Annotated in this window: 22 protein-coding genes; 10 read left to right on the top strand and 12 right to left on the bottom strand. The window is 52.1% G+C overall.

All coding sequences use genetic code 11. The annotated features are described in order from the left end of the window. Positions 1-7 precede the first annotated feature (7 nt). Entirely contained in the window at positions 8-1,336 is a 1,329-nt protein-coding gene (locus M0651_RS21895; protein ID WP_248553809.1) for a helix-turn-helix domain-containing protein, read from the top strand. Positions 1,337-1,715: 379 nt separating this feature from the next. Here the strand turns inward: M0651_RS21895 and M0651_RS21890 are convergent, their stop codons facing one another. The 6 genes from M0651_RS21890 to M0651_RS21865 all read right to left on the bottom strand — a co-directional run bounded on the left by M0651_RS21890 (position 1,716) and on the right by M0651_RS21865 (position 6,455). Continuing rightward, positions 1,716-2,486 (bottom strand): phosphodiester glycosidase family protein, encoded by a 771-nt coding sequence (locus M0651_RS21890; RefSeq protein WP_248553808.1) that lies wholly within the window; start codon positions 2,484-2,486, stop codon positions 1,716-1,718. Beyond that, positions 2,473-3,510, bottom strand: a complete 1,038-nt coding sequence (locus M0651_RS21885; protein WP_248553807.1) for a M42 family metallopeptidase — start codon at positions 3,508-3,510, stop codon at positions 2,473-2,475. The genes M0651_RS21890 and M0651_RS21885 overlap by 14 nt, the downstream gene beginning before the upstream one ends. Then, complete coding sequence (locus M0651_RS21880) at positions 3,491-3,880, bottom strand: LapA family protein (protein WP_248553806.1); 390 nt, start codon at positions 3,878-3,880, stop codon at positions 3,491-3,493. The genes M0651_RS21885 and M0651_RS21880 overlap by 20 nt, the downstream gene beginning before the upstream one ends. Positions 3,881-3,963: 83 nt before the next feature. Continuing rightward, the gene (gene pepF / locus M0651_RS21875; protein WP_248553836.1) at positions 3,964-5,754 is read right to left on the bottom strand and encodes an oligoendopeptidase F; all 1,791 of its coding nucleotides are present in this window, start codon (positions 5,752-5,754) and stop codon (positions 3,964-3,966) included. A gap of 249 nt (positions 5,755-6,003) precedes the next feature. After that, positions 6,004-6,177, bottom strand: a complete 174-nt coding sequence (locus M0651_RS21870) for a hypothetical protein (protein ID WP_193415408.1) — start codon at positions 6,175-6,177, stop codon at positions 6,004-6,006. Between the two features lie 44 nt (positions 6,178-6,221). Continuing rightward, positions 6,222-6,455, bottom strand: coding sequence for a hypothetical protein (locus M0651_RS21865; RefSeq protein WP_248553805.1), 234 nt, complete (start codon positions 6,453-6,455; stop codon positions 6,222-6,224). Positions 6,456-6,692: 237 nt separating this feature from the next. Between M0651_RS21865 and M0651_RS21860 the strand changes: the two genes are divergently transcribed. The 4 genes from M0651_RS21860 (at position 6,693) to M0651_RS21845 (ending at position 9,395) form a co-directional block, all read left to right on the top strand. Further along, positions 6,693-6,890 carry a cold shock domain-containing protein gene (locus tag M0651_RS21860; RefSeq protein ID WP_018750471.1) on the top strand — a complete coding sequence of 66 codons (198 nt, stop codon included), beginning with the start codon at positions 6,693-6,695 and terminating at the stop codon, positions 6,888-6,890. Positions 6,891-7,057: 167 nt separating this feature from the next. Next, positions 7,058-8,101 carry a helix-turn-helix transcriptional regulator gene (locus M0651_RS21855; protein WP_248553804.1) on the top strand — a complete coding sequence of 348 codons (1,044 nt, stop codon included), beginning with the start codon at positions 7,058-7,060 and terminating at the stop codon, positions 8,099-8,101. Further along, complete coding sequence (locus M0651_RS21850) at positions 8,064-8,486, top strand: VOC family protein (protein ID WP_248553803.1); 423 nt, start codon at positions 8,064-8,066, stop codon at positions 8,484-8,486. Before M0651_RS21855 ends, M0651_RS21850 begins: the two co-directional genes overlap by 38 nt. Before the next feature lie 21 nt (positions 8,487-8,507). Then, positions 8,508-9,395, top strand: coding sequence for a hypothetical protein (locus M0651_RS21845; protein WP_248553802.1), 888 nt, complete (start codon positions 8,508-8,510; stop codon positions 9,393-9,395). Between the two features lie 63 nt (positions 9,396-9,458). Here the strand turns inward: M0651_RS21845 and M0651_RS21840 are convergent, their stop codons facing one another. Both M0651_RS21840 and M0651_RS21835 read right to left on the bottom strand, forming a co-directional pair. Next, positions 9,459-10,106, bottom strand: coding sequence for a nitroreductase family protein (locus M0651_RS21840; RefSeq protein WP_248553801.1), 648 nt, complete (start codon positions 10,104-10,106; stop codon positions 9,459-9,461). Positions 10,107-10,356: 250 nt separating this feature from the next. Beyond that, positions 10,357-11,550 (bottom strand): MFS transporter, encoded by a 1,194-nt coding sequence (locus tag M0651_RS21835; RefSeq protein WP_248553800.1) that lies wholly within the window; start codon positions 11,548-11,550, stop codon positions 10,357-10,359. A gap of 137 nt (positions 11,551-11,687) precedes the next feature. Between M0651_RS21835 and M0651_RS21830 the strand changes: the two genes are divergently transcribed. From M0651_RS21830 to M0651_RS21815, 4 genes are all read left to right on the top strand, one after another. Beyond that, positions 11,688-12,005 (top strand): hypothetical protein, encoded by a 318-nt coding sequence (locus M0651_RS21830; RefSeq protein WP_248553799.1) that lies wholly within the window; start codon positions 11,688-11,690, stop codon positions 12,003-12,005. 91 nt (positions 12,006-12,096) lie between these two features. Beyond that, a complete protein-coding gene (locus M0651_RS21825; RefSeq protein WP_248553798.1) occupies positions 12,097-13,176 on the top strand; it encodes a tetraprenyl-beta-curcumene synthase family protein in 1,080 nt (359 codons plus the stop codon). A 50-nt stretch (positions 13,177-13,226) separates the two neighbouring features. Then, on the top strand, positions 13,227-14,198 hold the full coding sequence (pfkA, locus tag M0651_RS21820) for a 6-phosphofructokinase (protein ID WP_248553797.1): 972 nt from the start codon (positions 13,227-13,229) through the stop codon (positions 14,196-14,198). A gap of 368 nt (positions 14,199-14,566) precedes the next feature. Further along, positions 14,567-14,782 (top strand): DUF3906 family protein, encoded by a 216-nt coding sequence (locus M0651_RS21815; protein WP_248553796.1) that lies wholly within the window; start codon positions 14,567-14,569, stop codon positions 14,780-14,782. A gap of 59 nt (positions 14,783-14,841) precedes the next feature. On the opposite strand, the gene M0651_RS21810 is transcribed toward M0651_RS21815, so the two are convergent. The 4 genes from M0651_RS21810 to M0651_RS21795 form a co-directional block, all read right to left on the bottom strand. Then, complete coding sequence (locus tag M0651_RS21810; protein WP_248553795.1) at positions 14,842-16,215, bottom strand: MATE family efflux transporter; 1,374 nt, start codon at positions 16,213-16,215, stop codon at positions 14,842-14,844. 95 nt (positions 16,216-16,310) lie between these two features. Next, positions 16,311-17,498, bottom strand: a complete 1,188-nt coding sequence (locus M0651_RS21805; protein ID WP_248553794.1) for a putative glycoside hydrolase — start codon at positions 17,496-17,498, stop codon at positions 16,311-16,313. A 180-nt stretch (positions 17,499-17,678) separates the two neighbouring features. Continuing rightward, complete coding sequence (locus M0651_RS21800; protein ID WP_155605250.1) at positions 17,679-17,873, bottom strand: hypothetical protein; 195 nt, start codon at positions 17,871-17,873, stop codon at positions 17,679-17,681. Positions 17,874-18,056: 183 nt separating this feature from the next. After that, complete coding sequence (locus tag M0651_RS21795) at positions 18,057-18,884, bottom strand: YitT family protein (protein WP_248553793.1); 828 nt, start codon at positions 18,882-18,884, stop codon at positions 18,057-18,059. A 270-nt stretch (positions 18,885-19,154) separates the two neighbouring features. Here M0651_RS21795 and cshA point away from each other — a divergent pair, with 270 nt between their 5' ends. After that, positions 19,155-20,732, top strand: a complete 1,578-nt coding sequence (cshA, locus tag M0651_RS21790; RefSeq protein WP_248553792.1) for a degradosome RNA helicase CshA — start codon at positions 19,155-19,157, stop codon at positions 20,730-20,732. Positions 20,733-20,782: the final 50 nt, after the last annotated feature.

Genomic DNA, 20,782 nt, shown 5'->3' with positions numbered 1-20,782 from the left:
CTCCTTTATGAAAGAAAAAGAGTTGAATCTGAGTCAATTCTCGATGAGGTTAAATATTAACGTAGGAACGCTGAGTTATTTGCTGAACGGGAACCGAATTTTAACCATGGATCACTTGGACCGGATTTCAGAGATCATGGGCGTACCCATAGGACATTATTACGAGAATTACATTCATGATTATCTTCAGGAGAGGAATCCCGACTGGCGGAGAGTGGGACCCTTTCTTCGCAAATGCGCTGAACTGGACAAGCTGGAATGTATACGAAGAACGATCAGCTTACTGTTGGACAATCTGATGTACTCCACCTCGTTATTTGAACTGGCGGAGGAGTTTTATGAGAAAGGCCTACACGCTGCCGCAGAAATCCTGTATGAGAATGTGGCGATGAGCGAAACCAGGCAATATTCCGAGCGGCTGGCGGTATGTCAGTATCGACTGTTCAAGATCCGAATCGGAACGGACCAGGCCCATAACCTCAAAATCGCCTATCAGTTCGAACCCTATGTTGATCGGTTGGATGAAGTTCTGCAGCTGGATGCGCTCAAGGATTTGGCCAACCTATTCCGTTCACTTCGTGATTGGGATCGGCTTGAGGTTTTAGCTATCGAGATGGAACGCAAGGCGCGCCTCCTCTATTTCAGTACCCGACGCTCGGATAAACAATTTTACGAAATGCAACATCGCCTTAGCAGACCTATGTTTGTATACATTGTTTATGCCAAACTATTGTGCGCAGAAGTATATGAGGGTAGAGAAGACTATGCAAAAGCTTTGGAATGTACTTATCAATATACCGATTTAAGTTGGGTACAGGAAAAGGACGAGGACTCCATACATTGGTTAAGGTTATTTCAAAAATGGTCGAGTGCCAACATCTATGTCAATCGACTTATGAGCGGTGAAATCGAATATCTTTCCGATTACGTAGCGTTTATGATAGAAAACCCTGATGAAGTAATATCGTCGATTGCGAACGTTATGTCAGCAGCTAACCGACACCATATTGATGTAGACCATATCCTACTTCAATTTAAGTCGGAGATTGAAGTATATATAAACCGTAAACAAACGAATGACTTGTATAAAGACCAGGTTCTACTTGATAAGTACAATCAATTTTTGTACGATTTGACCTATTACTATCTACATAAAAAGGAATATACAATGGGTTTTAATTATTTGATGCAGGGACTTGAGAATTCAGTTAAAATGAATAAGAAGGAAGCACTTCTAGATTTTATGATACTATTTGAACATCATAGGCACATGGCTGCAATAGTTATATGTGAGAAGTATAAGAAAATTGTAAGTGAGGTGAAACGAAGTTTATGAAATCTAAAGTCGTTGTTGTTTTAGCGGTTCTTTTTTCATTAATCTTTACTACTCCAGGTACGATGCATGTTGATCAACCTACCTTCACTGCCTTTGGTCAAAATGGTGGCGCATAAGAAAACTGCGTAAGAGAACATAAGTGAAAACGCCTATTCGTTAAAAATTCACGAATAGGCGTTTTTTATTAAGGTGTCAGAAGTACATGATGTCGAGTCTTTTCATGATTATCCCCTTTGATCAGATCGTCAAGAACTGGAAATGAGTTGCTTCACTCCGGGTCATTGGCCCCCCTGAATAAAAGGGATAATCGCGTAAAAGCAGCATGTGGGGGACATCAAGGATCCCTACCGAGGACACCGCCACCCGGCGTCTTTTTCGTTCACCTTATCACAATAATCTGCCGCAAATCGCGGGAATCACCGTTCAGCTTGGTTTCGGCAGTGTTGAGCTGCGCCGAGCCATCGCCGTCGAGGAAGATGCCGTCGACAAGCTGGCCGCCGGCGAGCGACGCCTTGACGGCGCTGCGGAACGCTTCGGCCGTGCAGCGCGTAGGCGTGACGACCAGCCACAGCTGGCCGTCTGCGTCATAAGCGAGGCCGGAGCGAAGCCGGTTCTCGTCGGGATTCGGAAGGTGCTCGGATTCTACCGCCGCCCTCCACCGGGCATCATCCTGCAGCATCATGCTGACGCCGCCTTGGGCAAAATAGCGAGAGCGGTCCGTAACGGTAAGCTCGTCTGCGGAGGAAGCCACCTGGACCGAAAAGCCGTCCGCAGCGCCGTCCCATACGAGCGTGCCTCGAGCGTATTTGGCGTTGAACCAGCCGGAGCCGTAAGTGCCAGCCGTGCCTTGAATCGGCTGATCGTTGTTCACCGCGATCGACAATACGGCGTCGTTGTAGAAGAAACCGCCGTTAATGCCATACACGCGATAACGCCCCAGCGGTTGGTCCGCCGATCGCAGCTCAATCCGTTCAGGATCGACGACCAAGGCATACAGCTTGACGCCGTTCATCGCGGTGAGCTCATGATATTCATAATTATGGGGGAGCAGGTAGCGGCTGCCCCAGCCGATCATCAGCAGGATGCCAAGAAAAATCGCCGCAGCCGAAGCCGTGGCGATCCCCCAGCGCCGCCAATTAATCGGCAACATAAGCGGCCAACAGGCGGGTAGTATTGATGACCGCCTGTTTATGGGTCCGTTCCATGGCGTGCGAAGCATGCACGCCCGGCCCGATCAACGCAGCGCGAATATTGTGACCGCCGTGCAGCGCTGCCGAGGCATCGGAGCCGTAGTGCGGATAAATATCGACCGCATGCGGGATGCCAAGGCCTCGGGCGAGCTCGATCAACCGGCTGGTCATGTCATAGTCGTACGGGCCGGTGGAGTCCTTGGCGCAAATGGAGACATCGGTCTCTTTGCAGCTTAAATCATCGCCCATGGCGCCCATGTCGACGGCGATCATCTCGTTCACGCCGTCCGGGATCCAGGAGGCGCCATGCCCAACTTCCTCATAGTTGGAGATAAGGAAGACCAGGTCATGCCGCGGTGTCCAGCCTTCTCGGCGGCTCGATTCCAGCAGACCAAACAGAGCGGCCACGCTGGCTTTGTCGTCCAGATGGCGGGACTTGATGTACCCGCTTGGCGTTACGACAGCACGGGCGTCAAATGAAATGAAATCGCCAACGGCAATGCCAAGCTTCAACACATCGTCCTTGTTCTCTACGAGCTCGTCGATCCGTACTTCCATGTTCTTCTCCTCACGTTTGAAGTCACGCGCATCGCTGTATACGTGAACGGAAGGGTGAGTTGACAGGATCGTGCCGGTAAAGACCTGGCCGCTGCGGGTGTGGATCTGGCAATATTCGTTCTCGATACTGTGCATAGTAAATCCGCCAACGGATGTGATCGCCAGCGTCCCGTTCGGGCGAACGGCGCGCACCATGGCGCCGAGCGTATCAACGTGGGCGCTGAGGGCGATACGCCGGGAGGAATCACGGCCGGGCAGAGTCAAGAGCGCGCCGCCTTTTTCATTAAAACTGCAAGGCACACCCAACGCTTCGGATTCACGCGCAATCAGCGACATGATCCCACGCGTGAATCCGCTTGGGCTTGGCGTATCCAGCAAAGTTTTCAGTATATTTAACATATAGGCTTCATTTGGTTGAATGTTCATGGAAATCCTCCTTCGACGCTTCGGTACTATTTCCAGTTTCAGTCTCGGCTTCGGTTTCGGCAGTTCTCTTCTTCTTGCCACGTTCTGGTTTATCCGGTTCCGGGAAGATATAGCCGGTTGCTTCTTGGATATGTACAAGCTTGGCATGCAAGCCTTTGACTTCGCGTTGCAGCCGGTAACCGCGGTAAATGCCAAACGACCCGACGATGATACCGCCGAGCAGCGTACTGCCGAGAATCAGCAAAATCAGCGGGAAGCTGACCGAGCCGAACAGCAGATTCACTTGGACGGGGTCGACATTGATCACGGCAAACACAGCGGTAATCAAGGCGAAGATCAGTGCTAAAATCAGGGACCATTGAATTCTCATGCGAGGGTACACCTCCTTCTAGAACAGTATAAAATCCCTTGTCCGCTTGGGGCAAGGGATTTTGTGGCAGCCGTTGGCCTAAGTTACATCGTCAATTGTTCCATTTGCGCGATGACGTTCTCGAACACGCTCATCGCTTCGCGGATCGGCTCCGGCGAGGACATGTCGACCCCGGCTTTTTTCAGGATATTGATCGAATAGTCGCTGCCGCCGCTCTTCAGGAACCCGAGGTACCGATCGACGGCCGGTTTGCCTTCCTCGAGAATTTGCTTCGAGAAGCTCGTAGCCGCGGAGAAGCCCGTTGCGTATTTGTACACATAAAAGCTCGTGTAGAAATGAGGGATCCGGGCCCATTCCATTTCGATATCCTGGTCGACGACCATGTCTTTGCCGTGGTATTTCACGTTCAAATCGTAATAAATCTCCGACAGCTCCTGAGGCGTAAGCGACTCCCCGGCTTCGGCACGCTCGTGGATGAGCTTCTCGAATTCGGCGAACATCGTTTGCCGGAATAACGTCGTCCGGAACTGATCGGCATAGTAAGTCAGCAGGTACAGCTTCTGCTTCGGATCGGTTGATTTCTTGAGCAGGTAATCCATCAGCAGCGCTTCATTGGTCGTCGAGGCGACTTCGGCCAGGAAAATGGTGTATTGAGCGTCCCGATATTTCAAGGCTTCGTCCGAAAAATACGAATGCAGCGCGTGGCCCATCTCATGGGCGAGCGTGAACATGCTGTTCAGATTATCCTTGTGGTTCAGCAACACGTAAGGATGGGTGCCGTAAGCGCCCCAGCTGTAAGCGCCGGTACGTTTGCCTTCGTTCTCGTACACGTCGATCCAGCGGTTCTCGAAGCCTTCATGGAGAACCTTCAGATAATCCTCGCCCAGCGGCTGCAGCCCTTCTTCGACCATGTTCTTCGCTTCATCATAAGAGATATCCCACTTGTATTCCTCTACGAGCGGGGCGAACAGATCGTACATATGCAGCTCGTCAACGCCCAGCAGCTTCTTGCGGAGCTTCATGTAACGCTGCAGGAGCGGCAGGCTCTCATGCACGGCGTCGATCAAGTTCGTATACACTTCCTTCGGAATGTTGTCGCCGTAGAGGGACATCTCCAGCACGGAAGGGTATTTACGGACCCGCGAATAGAACATGTTCTTATTCACATTCGCACTCAGCGTGGAGGCGATGGTATTTTTCTGCTTACGATAGGTTTCGTAGACAGCCTTGAACGCCCGTTCGCGTACTTCGCGATTAGGGTTCTCCAGGAACTGGATGTAGCTCCCGTGAGTTAAATCCACTTCGTTCCCGTTTTCGTCCTTAATTTTCGGGAATTTCATATCGGCGTTGTTGATCATGCCGAAAATTTGCTGCGGCGCTTGCGACAAATTGCCGACCTGGGCGAGCAGCGCTTCTTCGGTTTTGCTCAGCACATGCGCTTTCTCGCGTTTGATCTCCTGCAAAGTGAACTTGTAGTCCACAAGGACAGGATCTTGAATCAGCTTGTCGAGATCCTGCTCTGGCAGAGCCAGAATTTCCGGGGTAATAAAAGACAAGGCCTCGCTGACTTCAACGCTTAATTTTTTAGCTTTTTGCACAAGTGCCTGATATGTAGGGTTCGTCGTATCCTCGTCGTGATTGAGATGGGCGTAAACGTAAAGCCGCTCAATTTCCAAGGATAACTCGTCTTCCAATTCGAATACGGCTTTGATCTGACCTGCGCTGTCCAGCTTGCCTTCGAATTCGGCGGCTTTGTCTTTCAGCGCCTTAAGTTCATTGTACGATTTGTCCCATGCGGCTTGGTCGGTGAACAAATCTTGCAGCTTCCACGTATTCTCCTGTGAGACTTCGGAACGTTTCAATACGGTGCTCATCGGAATCCTCCTTTGGGTTGGGTAAGATGATGAGGCAGGCTGACCAATCGCGGCGCTGCCCGGGAATGCGGCTGCCAGAAGGCAACCGGTCAACAGCAGGGGAATCACACGTGGGGTGCGCTTGTGTCTCATACCGGAAAACCTCCCTAATTCATGTCGGGAGCCCTAGGTTAAGCTGGATTTCATGATCCAGTTGGCTTTGGGCATTTTCCTAGTATGGCCGTCTGCTGTAGGAAATATAGGGAAATGTCAGGCAAGGAAGCTGTAAATCATCAACCCAAACGCCACCGCGATCATAATAACGGAGGCTAGGGCCAGACCACGCCTTAGACGAGGCTGCAGGCGATCCTTGTTCAGGACAACCACGACGCCAAGCGCAAACGCGCAGATGATAAAAATAAGAAGGTTGGAACTATCCATCATGATTCATTACTCCGTTTCGTACTGGAATGGTCCGGATGGACGGGTTAAACCTGCTTGAAAGCGTTCATGATATCGTCCCATTCCGCTTCGTTACCGGCATATTCCTCTTTGGGGAACCGGCGTTTCACCCAATCCATGAGCGCGGGACGGCTTAGGAATGTATGAGACTCTTCCCCCCACTGGTCAGAAATTTCACGGAGTATGATGTATTTGCCTTGCACCTCTACTGTCATCATATTCCATTTGTCTTTTTTGTATATTTCGTGTTTTTTGATCATCTCAGGCGTTCTCCAATCTTTGGCTTCGAATCGCAGGTATGAAACCCGCAATTTAGTGGTAATATTTTATGTAAAATGATAACTCACGCCCCCGAGGAAAGCAAATGAAACCGTACGTTCCGACGCGGGTTTAGGACCGCAAAGTTTGGGCGAACTGACACGTTGCATTGTCGTTGGGCATAGAGTATAATATGGGTATTCGTCAAAGATGACGATTATTTTTAGGAGGTTGTTCATTTGAAAGGTACAGTTAAATGGTTTAACGCAGAAAAAGGTTATGGCTTTATCCAAGTTGAAGGTGGCGAAGACGTATTTGTACACTTCTCCGCGATTCAAGGCGATGGATTCAAAACTCTAGAAGAAGGCCAAGCCGTTGAGTTCGAAATCACTGACGGTAACCGTGGTCCTCAAGCTGCTAACGTAATCAAATTATAAGATCACTTCCGTTTAACGGATCACTTATAAAGTTTGGTTCCAAGCGCGATAATGAAAGGCACAGCTCTTTATAGGGCTGTGTTTTTTTGTATACATAGGACAATGGGTGACAATATGTTGTCACCATTACATTGTTATAGTGGACTTAATGGGAGGGGACATCAGCAATGAAGCGGATGGATCGGATGATGGCGATCGTGATGGCGCTGCAGCAGCGGCCGGAAACAGCACAGTCCTTGGCGGAGAAGCTAGAGGTGTCCAAACGGACCGTGCTTCGCGATATGCAGGCTCTGGCGGAAATCGGTATTCCGTTGTATGCGCTATCAGGCCCTGGCGGCGGCTTCCGCCTCATGGACGGCTTCCGGCTTCCGCCGCTGCAGCTTGACGCTGGCGAGGCCTTGACCGTCCTGCTGGCCTTGGACGGCATGGGCAAATACGGCGGCAGTCCCTTCCGCGAGGCGAAATGGACCGTCGCCGACAAGATCCGCTCCGCTTTGCCCGAGCAGATGCTGGGGCAAATAGCTCCATTGCTCCGGCACGTGGAGATGGAGGTGCCGGAGCGCGGGACCCAGGCGCCGTTCCTTAGCGCCTTGTTGGGTTATGCCGCCGGCGGGCAGTGGATTCGAGCGGAGTACCGCTCGGTGAACCATCGCCGGCAGCTGACGCTAAAGCCCTTGCGTGTGTACGCCGCGCACGGGTTCTGGTATTGCGAAGCCGAGTCGCTTACGCACGGCGAGAAGCGAACGTTCCGCGTCGACCGGTTCGTGGAGGTCGACGAGACGTCTCCCCCACCGGAGGCTGGCGCGGGAAGGGGAGAGGTCGCCAAGCAGAGACACGCCTTAACGCGGGCCCCGAGGGAGGACTTCCGCCTCCTCGTGAAACTAACGTACCGGGGCTCGCTGCTGGCGGAGCAGGATCCTCATTTTGGTCATCAGGTAGAGCAAACAGGGGAGGATGAGTGGCGGCTCGATTGCACCCTGCCCGGCTCGGAATGGGATTGGGCCGTATCGCATTTCTTCAGTTTAGGACATGATGCGGAAGTGCTTGAGCCTTGGGCTTTGCGCGAGGAGCTTCATCAGCGGGCGGTGAAGCTGGCCGAGCTGTATCGGACTGGCCGGGACACTCCCGCCCGTGAGACAGATGTAGGATATGAGAAGACTGGAGGGAGTAGGGATGAAACCCAGAATGACGGTATTGACGATTGGTGTTGAGGATTTAGAAAGAGCGCTGCGATTTTATCGGGATGGGCTCGGCTGGGCGACCGACGGAATTGTGGGCCAGGAGTTCGAGCACGGGGCCGTCGCCTTTTTCGATTTGCAGGCGGGACTGAGGCTGGCGCTGTGGAAACGGGAAAACATTGCGCATGATACCGGTCTGAAAGTGAACGCTCCAAGTTCAACAGAGTTTACGCTAGGCCACAATGTGGCGAGCAAATCGGAAGTAGATCAGGTCATGGAGCAAGCTGAAGCGGCAGGGGCCCAGATTACCGTTCCTCCCCATGATACGTTCTGGGGCGGGTACTCGGGGTATTTTCAAGATCCGGACGGACATTTGTGGGAGGTTGTCTGGAATCCCGAGTGGGTATTCGAAACTTAATTGGCGAGGAGGAAGAGAGTTATGAGTAAACGGGAAGTGTTGGAACGGGCCGGTACCTTTATTTATTCGAATGCCCGGTTGTTGGATCGCAAACGGTTTGCTTACCATTTTGACGGAGGGACTGCGGAAGAGGTGCTGGGTGCGCTTCGCCCGTACCAGAACGGGGATGGCGGCTTCGGCCATGCGCTTGAGGCGGATCTGCGCGGCCCGCACAGCCAGCCGGTAGCCACTGAAACGGCGTTGCTGGTGATTCGTGAGGTCGGGGGATTCGGATCGGATCTGCTGGAAAGCGTCATCCGCTATTTGCGGAGCATCACGCTTCCGGGTGGCGGCCTCCCGCGGGCCACGACGGAAGTGAACCGATATCCACATGCGCCTTGGTGGATCACTGAACAGGACGGAGTTCCTTCGATCAACCCAACCGGAAGTATCGTGGGCATGTTGCTGGAACAGCAGGAACGCACGGTACTCATTCGTGAGGATTGGTTTCAAAGTCATATCGACTTCTTGTGGAACCACGTCGAACAGGGACTCCCCGGAGATTATCACGATGCTGCCCAATGGATCTCCTTCTTGCAGCATGTTCCCGACCGCGAGCGGGCGTCCATGCATCTCTCAAGGTTGGATGAATGGCTGACAGGTCCAAGCGGAATCGAAACCGATCCCCTTGCCGAAGGGTACGTCCACAAAGTGCTGGACTACGCGCCAACACCGAGCAGTTATGCGGCCAAGCTTGTCTCGGATCAGGAGGTGCAGGGGCATTTAGATTGGATGCTGAGCACACAACAGGAAGATGGCGGCTGGGCGCTTACGTTCCCGGGGACGAGTCCGGCTGCCGAGCAGGAATGGCGCGGCTGGCTTACCGTGGAGAATTTGAAAATATTGAAGGCTTACGGTCGTTTGTCTTAAAATACGACGGATAAAGAGGCTCCTTCCAGCTGTGTGCTGAAAGGAGCCTCTTGGGGTTAACGCTTAATCAACGATCCGCAAAATATCAGTGACTTCCTTTCGTGGCACCGGCTTTGGTGAAATCGCCGGATGACCCAGCGCAATCACCATGTTCACTCCACGGTCGGCGGGAATGTCGAGGAACTCGCGCAGCTTCTCTTCCGCCAGCAGCACCGGTCCGGTCATAGGGCAGGTGGCCAGGCCTTTGGCATGGGCGGCGAGCATCAGGTTCTGGGCGGCTAGACAGCTACTCTTCAACCCTTCCTCTTCCCAGACCTCAGAAGCCACGAAGGCAATCGGGTCAAAAATTCTCTCCCGGAACTTGGACGTGTACGGGGTGGATAAGCAAACGATTAACGCCGGTGCGCCGGAAAAAGCGGTAGCGTAAGGGCCAAATGACTTCACCAATAGTTTGGCTTCCCGTTCCAGCCCTTGATCCGCGGCGCGTGCTGCGGTTTCATGCAGGCTCTCCCAGGTGAAGTCCTCAATTTGTTTAATTTTATCGGCGTTCATAACGACGATGAACTCCCAGGTTTGCGAATTCGTATCGCTGGGCGCATAACGGGCGCAATCGATGAGATCCTCAATATCGGCAATACTGACGGGTTCTTCGGTAAATTCCCGGATACTGCGGCGGGTTTTTAAGATGTCCCGGAACAAAGCGAAATCCATGCGTTTTCACCTGCTTCTTCATATTTAATACCAGGTACTATCATCTGATAATAACTATTATATAGGAAGACTTGTCCTTTGAACAGGGATCGCGTAAGGCCTGGTGGATGCGAAGGCCATATTTGGGAGGGAGATCCGCATAGCGATGGACTCAGTTGACCCAATCCAAGGTACCGAACAAGCTCAAGTGAGTAATGTATATGAAAAATCGAATATAATTAACGTCGTATTGAATTTTCTATTTTTAAAGTTAAGCCTTATGTTCGAATTTCGAGGGGCTGTTCGCTCCCGGCCCTTTCTGAAAATATCGGCTCGCGAACCCAATAAACGCGACCAGCGCCGCGCCCATCGCCGTCAGGTAGAACGGATGCCGCCCAAGTTGTTCGAACATCACACCGCCGAAGGTGCCGCTAAGAAGCCCGGCTAAGCTGGACCAAACGATGGTGTACAAGGCCATGCCGGTCGCCCGGAACTCGTCGGGGATCAGCCGGGTGAGCATGCGGATGGCTGTGACATAGAAGATGCCAAACGTTACGCCGTGCATCGCCTGGATGGCAAGGATGCCGTAAGCGGATTCGGTTACCCCCATCAGCAGGAACCGGACGGCGAACAGCAGGCTGGCCAGCAGCAGGAGCGGCAGTTCCTTAAATTTTTCCCCATGGAAGCTAAGGTAGATGAACACGGGAATTTCCGACAACGACGAGGCGAGCATCGCCCAACCGATGAGATTTTCGCTCGCACCAAGCTCCTTCAGGCTAATCGAGATAAAAGCTTCGTTCATCCGCATGCCGATGGCCAAGCAGAAGACGCAGCCGAAGAACCAGAGAAGCTCTTTTTGCCGCAGGATCGCCCAAATGCCTGATAGGTCCATCTTGGCTACGGATGTAGGCTGGTCCTTCACGAACAGGATGAACCCCAGAGCGAGTCCGGCAATCGCAATCGATACCCACATCGTATTTGAGGAACCGACCTGGGTCAGTACGTAACCGATAAGTAAAGCAAAGAAGGCGTATCCAAACGAACCGAACAGACGAATAGAAATGAAGTGGATGCCGTGCTGCTTGGCCGTCGAGATCACGATGGTGTCTGACAGCGGGAAGACTGGATAGAAGAAGAAATAGAATACCGTAATGACCGCCATGATGATAGAAAACGAGGTGGAGGCGGATAGGATAAACGTCAATGCAATTTGGCCGACCAGCAAGATCAGTAAGACCTTCTTGATCGTTTGGTAACGGTCGCTGGCTATACTCCACAGTAAATTGGAGACCAGCGAAATCATGGGGCCTAGGGCGTACAGCAAACCGATTTGGCTGGTCGAAAATCCAAGCTGGGCGTAAAATAGTGGGAAATAGGAGGAAACAAGGACACTTGTTCCGTATATTGTAAAGGTAAAGGCGCGCAGCCATCCGATATCGGGGCTGGACGTAGTTTTCCGGTTCATGCGGTTCCGTGCTCCGTTTCTGCAGCTATATTTGTCAGTATGCTTGCAAGTATACCAGAAAACAAAGGGTTCAGCGGCAATAAAATTTACGCTCCGTTGATGTAAAATCTTTATACTGATCTAAGGAGGTTATCGCCATGAAGGATTGTTTTGTTTACGATGAGCGCCTAGACATTCACGTGCCGGTGCTGGAGCGTCCCTTCGATGAATACGGGCGGGAGGAACGGCTGGCGATGATCGCCTATTGGGAGGAGATTCGCGGACGGATTCCAAGCAAAGTCATGGTGCTGGAACGGTCGATTGAGCACATGCTGGGCGAAATGAATAATGAGTCCGATTTCGAGCGCAGCTGTCGCCTCAACGGTGAAATCGCCGAGTTGGCCAGCCGAATCAATGATCTGCATATTTGGTACCGCACGACCCAGGATGAGCCCTCCGTCAAAAGGCATTTGTGATTTTGTTTATTTGTGCTGAAAGTTGGATCATATTATAATATAGAATGGTTTTCAGATAGGCCGTATTTAACAACGCAGTGGAGGCAGGCCATTGATTGAACTTGAACAAAGCCGAAACCAATTCCCGAAGGAGCCGATCCGGCTGATGAGTCGGGTCTATAAGTTTATTTTGCCGGATGTCCGTCAGGAACTGGATCGTTGGAGGCAGGATGCCGAGGAGATTCCCGATCCTGAGCTGCGGCGGCAAGCTTTGGCCAGCATCGCCACGAAGGAGTTCCATTGCCAGGGCGGCGCCGTTTATGCGGCCGCAAACCTGCGGATGCGCCACGTTTTGATCCCTCTCATCGTTGCGTTTCAAACCATCAGCGATTATTTGGACAATTTATGTGACCGAAGCACTTCCAAAGATCCTGAGGATTTCCGGCTCTTGCACCAAAGCATGCTGGATGCGGTAGACCCTGATGCGGCGCTGCAGAACTACTATGCCCTTCGTGAGGAGCAAGACGACGGCGGTTATCTGCACCGACTGGTTGGGACTTGCCAAGCGAACATCGCTGAGCTTCGCGGATATCCGGCGGCGATGCCGTATATTGTTGATCTCGTAGGACTTTATACCGACTTGCAGGTGTACAAGCACATCGACCCGCAGGAGCGCGAAGCCAAGCTGCTTAGCTGGTGGGCGAACCACGAGTATCGTGCGCCGCAATTGCGCTGGAACGAGTTCGCGGCAGCGACGGGTTCAACCCTGGGTGTCTTTATGCTGTTTTTGGCGGCAAGCCACGACGGGTTGGACGAGAGAAGCGCCAAAACGATCCACGATGCTTATTTTCCGCATGTTTGCGGGCTACATATTATGTTGGATTACCTGATCGATCAAGCGGAGGATGAGCTTGGCGGGGATTTGAACTTCTGCAGTTACTACGATAACAAGGAAACGATGTTGGGCCGAATCACGTTGATCGTCGAGGGAGCGCGGCAGGATATTCGGAAGCTGCCGGCTTCCTCGTTTCATAGGATGATCATTGAAGGCTTGCTGGCCCTCTATTTATCCGACCCGAAGGTCAGCCAGCAGGACGAAATTCGCGAGGTATCCAAACGGTTGATGCGGCGAAGCCCGCTTATGCGGTTGTTCTTCTTCGCTAACAGCCTGTGGATTCGCAAGCATCTTTAGAAACTTGAGTAATGCTAACTTTACTTACAACCGAATTAGGAGGAATTATCATGTCAGCAGTTAAAAAAATCGCAGTCCTTACAAGCGGAGGAGACTCCCAAGGCATGAACGCGGCCGTGCGCGCCGTTGTACGGAGCGGGTTGTTCTACGGTCTGGAAGTGTACGGAATTCAACGCGGTTATCAGGGTTTGCTCAACAATGATATTTTCCAAATGGACATTCGCAGCGTCGGTGATATCATTCAACGCGGGGGGACGATTCTCCAATCCGCACGCTGCTTGGAGTTTAAGACACCGGAAGGCCAACAACGGGGCGCGGAGATTCTGCGCGAGCATGGCATCGATGGTCTGGTCGTCATCGGTGGCGATGGTTCTTATCAAGGGGCCGAGAAGCTGAGCAAGTTGGGCATCAAAACAATGGGGTTGCCAGGGACCATCGACAATGACATTTCCTTTACGGATTACACCATCGGTTTCGATACAGCGGTCAGCATCGTGGTGGACGCGGTGAACAAGCTGCGTGATACGATGTCCTCCCATGAACGGGCTTCGGTCGTGGAAGTTATGGGCCGTCATTGCGGCGATATCGCACTCCATGCCGGATTGGCCGCTGGTGCGGAGACGATCCTTGTTCCCGAAGTGCCGTTTGACCTGAACGAAGTAGCGGACCGCATGAAGCAGAACTTTGAGAAAGGCAAACGCCACAGCATCGTGATCGTAGCCGAAGGCGTGGGCAGCGGCGAGGACGTGGTAAAGGCGATCAAGCAACGTCAGCCTTCCGTTGAGCCGCGCGCAACCGTGTTGGGCCATATCCAACGCGGCGGATCGCCAACGCCGTTCGACCGTAACCTGGCCAGCCGCCTCGGCGACTTCGCCGTACGCAGCCTGATCGCCGGCGAGTCGAACAAAGCCTGCGGCATGATTGGCGGCGAGATGATCTTGACCGACATCGAGAAGGTTGTCAGCACGAAGAAGCCGTTTAATATGGAGCTGTACGAGCTGGCGTCGCGGTTGTCGCAATAAGTTGCGAGCCTAAGTATCAGATAAATAAAACTATCGTCAAGTAAGCCGAGTTGGGAGTAATCCCGGCTCGGCTTTTTGCTTTGTGTCCCGTAGCATGGGGGAATGTTGCATTTTAGGCAACATTATCAATTTATTCAGAACGGTAAAGCTCAAAATGTTGCAAAATTGACAACAATTTTTCCGCTTGAAGCCAAATGAACCTGATATTGTTGCGTTAAAGGCAACAATCTTCACAACTCCTGGCCTTCCACACCGAAAATGTTGTAGAAGATGCAACATTTTTGGTTTAGGTGTAGGGGAAGATGCTAGGCGAACCCTCCCGCATCTGCTACAATCGAACGCATAGCGGATGAAGGGAGAAGGCATGTATGTATCTGTATCGATTGGAGGCGGAAACCTCCGCCGGCCCGTTCGTAATTATCATCGCCGCCGAAGGGGAGGAGCAGGCGTTTAGCGCGGCCGAAGGGCACTTACAGCGGCAGATGTTGCCTGCACCCGCGGTTACGGAGCTAACCATCGTGGAGAAGAAACGGATTGCACCTGGGGCCGGGTACGTAGTGTCAAACGGCAACGCACAGTGCTAAACGTACAGCGCTAATAGAAGAAGCCCATGACCTTCCAGCGGTCACGGGCTTCTAAGCATTTATGGAGCATCCGCCGGACGGATGAGGCGGCTGCTAAACCGCCGCTGGATCACGACCAGGCGATATAGCAGCAGGACCGCGGCTACGGCCAGGCCGGTAATGAGGCCAACCCAGTAGCCGTAGGGACCCTGCGGGGTGTAGTTGGCTAGGACGAAGCCGAGCGGCAGCCCGATGACCCAATACGCCAACAGGGAGATCCAGAAGCCGGGGCTAACGTCTTTGTACCCGCGTAATACGCCTTGCGTTGGCGTGGCGATCGCATCCGAGATCTGGAAGAAGATCGCATACACCAGGAAGTGTTTAATCAGCGAGACGACTTCGGGTTCGCTCGAATAAAGCTCCGCGACGCCCTGACGGAACAACATCAGCAGGACGGCGGTAGCCAAAGACAAAGCCGCGGCAGTTCCAATGCCAAGGGCCGCGTATTGCCGAGCGTCCTTCAACCGGGCGGCGCCGGTTTCGAAGCCAACGAGAATCGTCAGAGCCAGACAGATGCTGAGCGGGATCATGTACAACGTCGAGGCGAAATTGTTCGCCGCTTGATGGGCGGCGATCGTTAATGTGTCGAACCGGCTCATTAGCAGTGTCACACCGGCAAAGACGGCCGTTTCGAAGAAGATGGCGAAGCCAATCGGCACGCCGAGATTCATCAGCTCGCGCCATTTGGCGAGCGAGATACGATGCAGCTTGCGAAAGACGCCATACGAGGCGAACGGTTCATGCCGATGTACGATCCATACGGCGATGAGAAAGATGCACCAGTATGTAAAGGCTGTGGCTATTCCGGAGCCGATGCCGCCGAGACGAGGGAAGCCGCCGCGTCCAAAAATAAGCAAGTATCCAGCGCCTACATTAAGCGGGAGCGAGATCAGCGTAATCATCATCGACATCCGAGTTTGTCCCAGCGCGTCGATAAACGAGCGCAGCACGATATAACCGAACAACGGGACGATCCCTGTGGAAATCGCAACCAGGAAATAGAAAGCGACATGATGCACCTTGGGTTCGAGATCCATCGTGTTCAGCAGGGGAGAGACCGAGAATGCTCCGGCGACCAGCACGATCAAGCTTACGGCCACGGACAGCCACACCGCTTGGATAACGTGATATCCCACCTTGCCTCTTTGGTCAGCCCCAACGAGCTGCGAAACGATGGGCGTGATGCCCATCAGGATGCCGCTGAGTCCGGTTTGCACGGGGATCCAAAGGCTTGAGCCGATGGCCGTGCCCGCAAGATCAGCCGGGCTGGCATGGCCGGACATCATCGTATCGAAGAAGGTCATCAGGGACATTGTCACTTGGGTGACCAGGATGGGGATCAAAATGCGTAAAAATTGCGCATACTTTTGCTTTAAAGTATAGGTTTGATTCATAAGCTGACATAACTCCGATCCACAAAAGGTTACTTTACGTTCAAGCCAAACCAAACCCGGGCAGGAAGGCCCGGGTTTGATGGCTTGTAACTTTATTATTCATAAGCGACGCCGGAAGTATAACGGTTGGAGGCGTTCCATAACAGAAACTCATCCACATTCATTTCCTGCAACGCTCGAATTTGTTCTTCCACTTCGTGTTTGCCGTATTTAATATAATGTCCGCTGCCCAGCCAGCTGGCGGTAAAATCTTGAATCCATGGCCGAATGATCGGCTGCGTATCGCCTAGCTCGGTAAGTTTCGTTTGCGTATCCTGCACCGCACCTTTAATCGTCTGGTAAGGGGCTTTATCAGGATCCTTGGCGTTAAACCAGCCGGTGGTATAATGACTCGGATAGATCATCGGACAAATGACGTCTACATTGTCAGAGATTTTCACGAAGTCTTGACCAATGCCCTCGGCTGCAGGCACCGAAGCCGCATATCCGAAGATATCTACGGAGACCCGGATGCCTAGCGGTTCCAGCTCTTCCTTAGCGTACTTAACGAACGAGGAGACGGCGTCGACGCGGCTCATCTCACTTTTTGTATAGCTCAGACTGTCCGCCCGTTTCTCGAAGCCTTCGGGGAACCGGACGTAGTCAAATTGGATTTCCTTAAATCCCAGCTTAGCAGCTTCCTTGGCAATAGCGATATTATAGTCCCAAACCTCTTTACTGTAAGGATTCACGAAGCTGTCACCCTTGCCGTTGCTCCACACGGATCCATCCTTGTGACGGAACGAGAGCTCCGGATGTTTCTTGGCCAGAATCGTATCCTTAAACACCACGATCCGGGCGATCGGATAGATATCATGCTTTTGCAATCGAGCCATTAAGGCGTCGATATCGCGGATGAACGGCTGAGGTTTCCCCCATTCGTTCAACTCGGCGTTATCTGTCTTGTACGTGATATAACCCAGATCGTCCTTGATGTCGATAACCATGGAGTTCAGCTCGGTCTTGTCGAGAAGGTCGACCAGCTGGCTCATTCGTGATCCCCCGGCGCTATATGCTGTAACATAAATGCCTTTGACTTTGGGGGCATCGACCTGCGGGTCTACTTTCAATTCCGAGGGTTTGATAGGATTGTCCAGGCGTCCTTCCGCTAGATTCACCGAGAAGGTTTGGGTAACCGATGTCATCATAGAGTTTGCCGGTTCATTTCCCACGGCTTGCTCCTGCGGCGCAGCCCCGCTGCCTGTACTCAAGGCCAGAAGTAGTAGTGTCCAGATGATGTTCATGATATCTCTCCCTTGTTTGCACTCGCTACTTATTATATCGGAAGAACAGCCTTCAGAAAGAACAGGAATGTCACAATTGGTAAAAAGTTTCAGAGTTTCATAGAAGAAAAATAAGCAAAAAAGTCGTCTCCTTTGCCGGGGCAAAAGAAACGACCTCGTCTTGCATGAAAGCGTTGCATATTAATGAAGAAACGCCGGGTTTTGATGCTCGCAGATGCTGAATTGAATAATCTCCAGCGCGTCCTGCGGTTCCAAGATGGTCATGCCATCCCGGAGGAGAATCGTCGAATTCAGTTCCCTTTGGTTTAGAAATAGCAGCATATCCGGAAACCACTTCTTGACGATCTGTTCCAGTTTTACCGTTTCCATTTCCATTTCCACATCCATCACCCTTTCCTTTCAGAATTATTCACTGCGGAATCAATCCTAAATCGGAAAAGCAAAAAGCCTGTGAAATACGGGGTAAAGCTGAACCCTTTGAAGTTACAAAGGAACCGCTGTGATTATTATAACAAAGAAGCAGCCGTTTGGAAACGGCTGCCTCTTTCAAGAAAACGCTTAACGGCGGCGAAACGAGCCCATTACTCCGACCGTTTCCACGATATTGACGAAGGCGCTGGAATCGGTTTGTTTGATGATTTCACGCAGTTCAGCCAGTTCATATCGGGTAGTGACGGTCATCAACATATCTTTTTCCTTATGGGAGAAGGCCCCCTGTGTCTTAATCAGCGTGACCCCGCGTGGCAGTGACAAGAGCCGTTCGAGCATCACCTCGGTTTTGTCGGTGATAATGAACAACGTCACTTTGATATGGCTGATATGGATTAGATCGACGACCTTGCCGGAAATATAAATGGATACCATCGAGGCTAAAGCCAGATCCCAATTCCCTTCGAGGTAACCCATGGCGAGAATGACGATGCCGTTCAATCCGACAATCACATTGCCGACCGGAAAGTCACGGAAGCGGGTTATGATCGAACCCACGATATCGAAGCCGCCGGACGAACCGCCTACACGGAACGAAATGCCGCTGCCGATGCCCACCAGAACGCCGCCAAATACTGCAGACAACAGCGTATCTGACGACAGCAGCTTGTCCGGTGTTGGAATCAGGGCGATGAACCAGGTAGTGGCCGCAACCGATAAAATGCTTAAACCGATAAACCGTCTCCCCAGCAGAAATAATCCGGCGATCAAGAGCGGTACGTTATACGCCAGATACATGGTACTGATGCTGAGTGGAGAGAAGTAGGCGGTCAACATCGCCAAACCCGAAACTCCGCCGCTGAGCAAATGGAGCGGTACGAGGAACAGATTAAAACCCGCGGCGATCATGGCAGCCCCGAGCACAATGACTAACGCATTCCTAATTTCCTTATACACAATCTTTCACCTCACGAAAATAAAGGAAGTATCCCAACCCGCTTGCTGGTATTCCGTTTATATTTTGTGCTATAATACTTGAGATGTTCTTGAGTAGGTACTCTTTTCCAGTTTTCAGACTAGACCTATGTAAAATTTACAGGCGGATTGGACAGCCTATAAACGATTAAATTGAAGTTCAAAAGATGTCTTTTGAACAACCTTTTAAACGCTACTTAAGAATACCGTTAAGCTGGTGGAATGTCCACTATATAGAAGGAGTATGATACATTGAACACATTTACAGATTTCGGCCTAGAGCCTAAGGTATTGCAAGCCATTACGGAACTTGGATTTGAAGAAGCGACGCCGATTCAGGCCAAGTCGATCCCGATTGCGATGGCAGGGCGCGATATGATCGGACAAGCGCAAACTGGTACTGGTAAGACTGCGGCCTTCGGCCTGCCGCTCATCAACAAAATTCCTAAAGAAGAAGATCGTATCGTCGCACTGATTATGACGCCTACCCGCGAGTTGGCCATTCAGGTCGCCGAAGAAATCGGCAAGCTCTCCCGGTTTAAAGGCACACGGTCACTTCCCATCTACGGCGGGCAAGACATCGTACGCCAAATTCGCGCATTAAAGAAGAAACCTCAGATTATTATCGGCACACCGGGCCGTTTGTTAGACCATATCAACCGGAAAACGATCAAACTTGATGATGTGCAAACTGTTGTTCTTGACGAAGCCGATGAAATGCTTGACATGGGCTTTATGGACGATATTCAATCGATCCTGAAGCTGGTTCCCGAACAACGTCAAACCATGTTGTTCTCCGCAACGATGCCAACGAATATCCAGAAGCTGGCTCAGCAGTTCTTGAAGGATCCGGAGCATGTGTCCGTGATTCCAAAACAAGTGAGCGCACCGCTGATCGACCAAGCTTACATCGAGGTTCAAGAACGCCAGAAATTCGACGCGTTGACCCGTTTGCTCGATATGGAATCCCCAGAGCTTGCGATCGTGTTCGGCCGGACGAAACGCCGGGTTGACGAATTGTCCGAAGCCCTGCAGAAGCAAGGTTATTCCGCGGACGGTTTGCATGGTGACTTATCGCAGAACCAACGCGATAACGTCATGCGTAAATTCCGCGACGGCAGTATCGACGTGCTGGTAGCGACCGACGTGGCTGCACGTGGTTTGGACGTCTCCGGCGTGACTCATGTCGTGAACTTTGACCTGCCGCAAGATCCGGAAAGTTATGTGCACCGGATTGGCCGTACCGGCCGTGCCGGGAAAGAAGGGGCTGCCTGGTCCTTTGTGACGCCGCGGGAAATTGATCATCTGCGATTCATCGAGCGGATTACTCGCCACAAAATCGCCCGTAAACCGCTGCCAAGCATTGCTGAGGCGATTGAAGGCAAACAACGCATTATCGCGGAGCGTTTGATTGAACTGGTGGAGAACGGTGAACTGAACGAAAACAAAGGCATCGCGATCCAATTGCTGGAGCAATACGATTCGGTAAACTTGCTGGCAGCTGCATTTAAGCTGATCACAGGTGACAAGAACGAGAAATCCGGCATTGAGCTGACGCCGGAGGAACCAATTCGCGTGAAACGCCGCAATCCGGATATCCGTTCCAGCGGACGGAAGCCGTCGGGTTATGGCAACCGCACGGGTGGAGGCGGTGGCTACCGCCGCGATTCCCAAGGCAGCAGCCGCGGCGGTTACAACAAAGGCGGAGGTTACAACCGTGAGGGCGGACGTGATTCGTACCGTTCTTCCGACCGCAAGCCGCGCACCGGTTCGGGCGGAGGAGAACGCAGACCTTCCAAATTCAATGACAACCCTTCGTTCGACAACTAAGGCGAGTCTGTCATAATGTCAAAAAAAAGAAGACGGAGAGATCTCCGTCT

The sequence above is a fragment of the Paenibacillus mellifer genome (assembly GCF_023195895.1).
In the GTDB taxonomy this organism is placed as follows: Bacteria; Bacillota; Bacilli; order Paenibacillales; family Paenibacillaceae; genus Fontibacillus; species Fontibacillus mellifer.
Note: the sequence above shows the minus strand (reverse complement) of the source record. Positions and strands in the feature narration are given on the sequence as shown.

Coding starts and splice junctions, on each gene's coding strand:
- M0651_RS21815 (WP_248553796.1), top strand. CDS start 14,567: ATGTATCTGTATCGATTGGAGGCGGAAACCTCCGCCGGCCCGTTCGTA.
- M0651_RS21850 (WP_248553803.1), top strand. CDS start 8,064: ATGAAACCCAGAATGACGGTATTGACGATTGGTGTTGAGGATTTAGAA.
- pfkA (WP_248553797.1), top strand. CDS start 13,227: ATGTCAGCAGTTAAAAAAATCGCAGTCCTTACAAGCGGAGGAGACTCC.
- M0651_RS21880 (WP_248553806.1), bottom strand. CDS start 3,880: ATGAGAATTCAATGGTCCCTGATTTTAGCACTGATCTTCGCCTTGATT.
- M0651_RS21890 (WP_248553808.1), bottom strand. CDS start 2,486: ATGTTGCCGATTAATTGGCGGCGCTGGGGGATCGCCACGGCTTCGGCT.
- M0651_RS21830 (WP_248553799.1), top strand. CDS start 11,688: ATGAAGGATTGTTTTGTTTACGATGAGCGCCTAGACATTCACGTGCCG.
- M0651_RS21865 (WP_248553805.1), bottom strand. CDS start 6,455: ATGATCAAAAAACACGAAATATACAAAAAAGACAAATGGAATATGATG.
- M0651_RS21855 (WP_248553804.1), top strand. CDS start 7,058: ATGAAGCGGATGGATCGGATGATGGCGATCGTGATGGCGCTGCAGCAG.
- M0651_RS21805 (WP_248553794.1), bottom strand. CDS start 17,498: ATGAACATCATCTGGACACTACTACTTCTGGCCTTGAGTACAGGCAGC.
- M0651_RS21870 (WP_193415408.1), bottom strand. CDS start 6,177: ATGATGGATAGTTCCAACCTTCTTATTTTTATCATCTGCGCGTTTGCG.
- M0651_RS21810 (WP_248553795.1), bottom strand. CDS start 16,215: ATGAATCAAACCTATACTTTAAAGCAAAAGTATGCGCAATTTTTACGC.
- M0651_RS21845 (WP_248553802.1), top strand. CDS start 8,508: ATGAGTAAACGGGAAGTGTTGGAACGGGCCGGTACCTTTATTTATTCG.
- pepF (WP_248553836.1), bottom strand. CDS start 5,754: ATGAGCACCGTATTGAAACGTTCCGAAGTCTCACAGGAGAATACGTGG.
- M0651_RS21895 (WP_248553809.1), top strand. CDS start 8: ATGAAAGAAAAAGAGTTGAATCTGAGTCAATTCTCGATGAGGTTAAAT.
- M0651_RS21835 (WP_248553800.1), bottom strand. CDS start 11,550: ATGAACCGGAAAACTACGTCCAGCCCCGATATCGGATGGCTGCGCGCC.
- M0651_RS21840 (WP_248553801.1), bottom strand. CDS start 10,106: ATGGATTTCGCTTTGTTCCGGGACATCTTAAAAACCCGCCGCAGTATC.
- M0651_RS21885 (WP_248553807.1), bottom strand. CDS start 3,510: ATGAACATTCAACCAAATGAAGCCTATATGTTAAATATACTGAAAACT.
- M0651_RS21800 (WP_155605250.1), bottom strand. CDS start 17,873: ATGGAAATGGAAACGGTAAAACTGGAACAGATCGTCAAGAAGTGGTTT.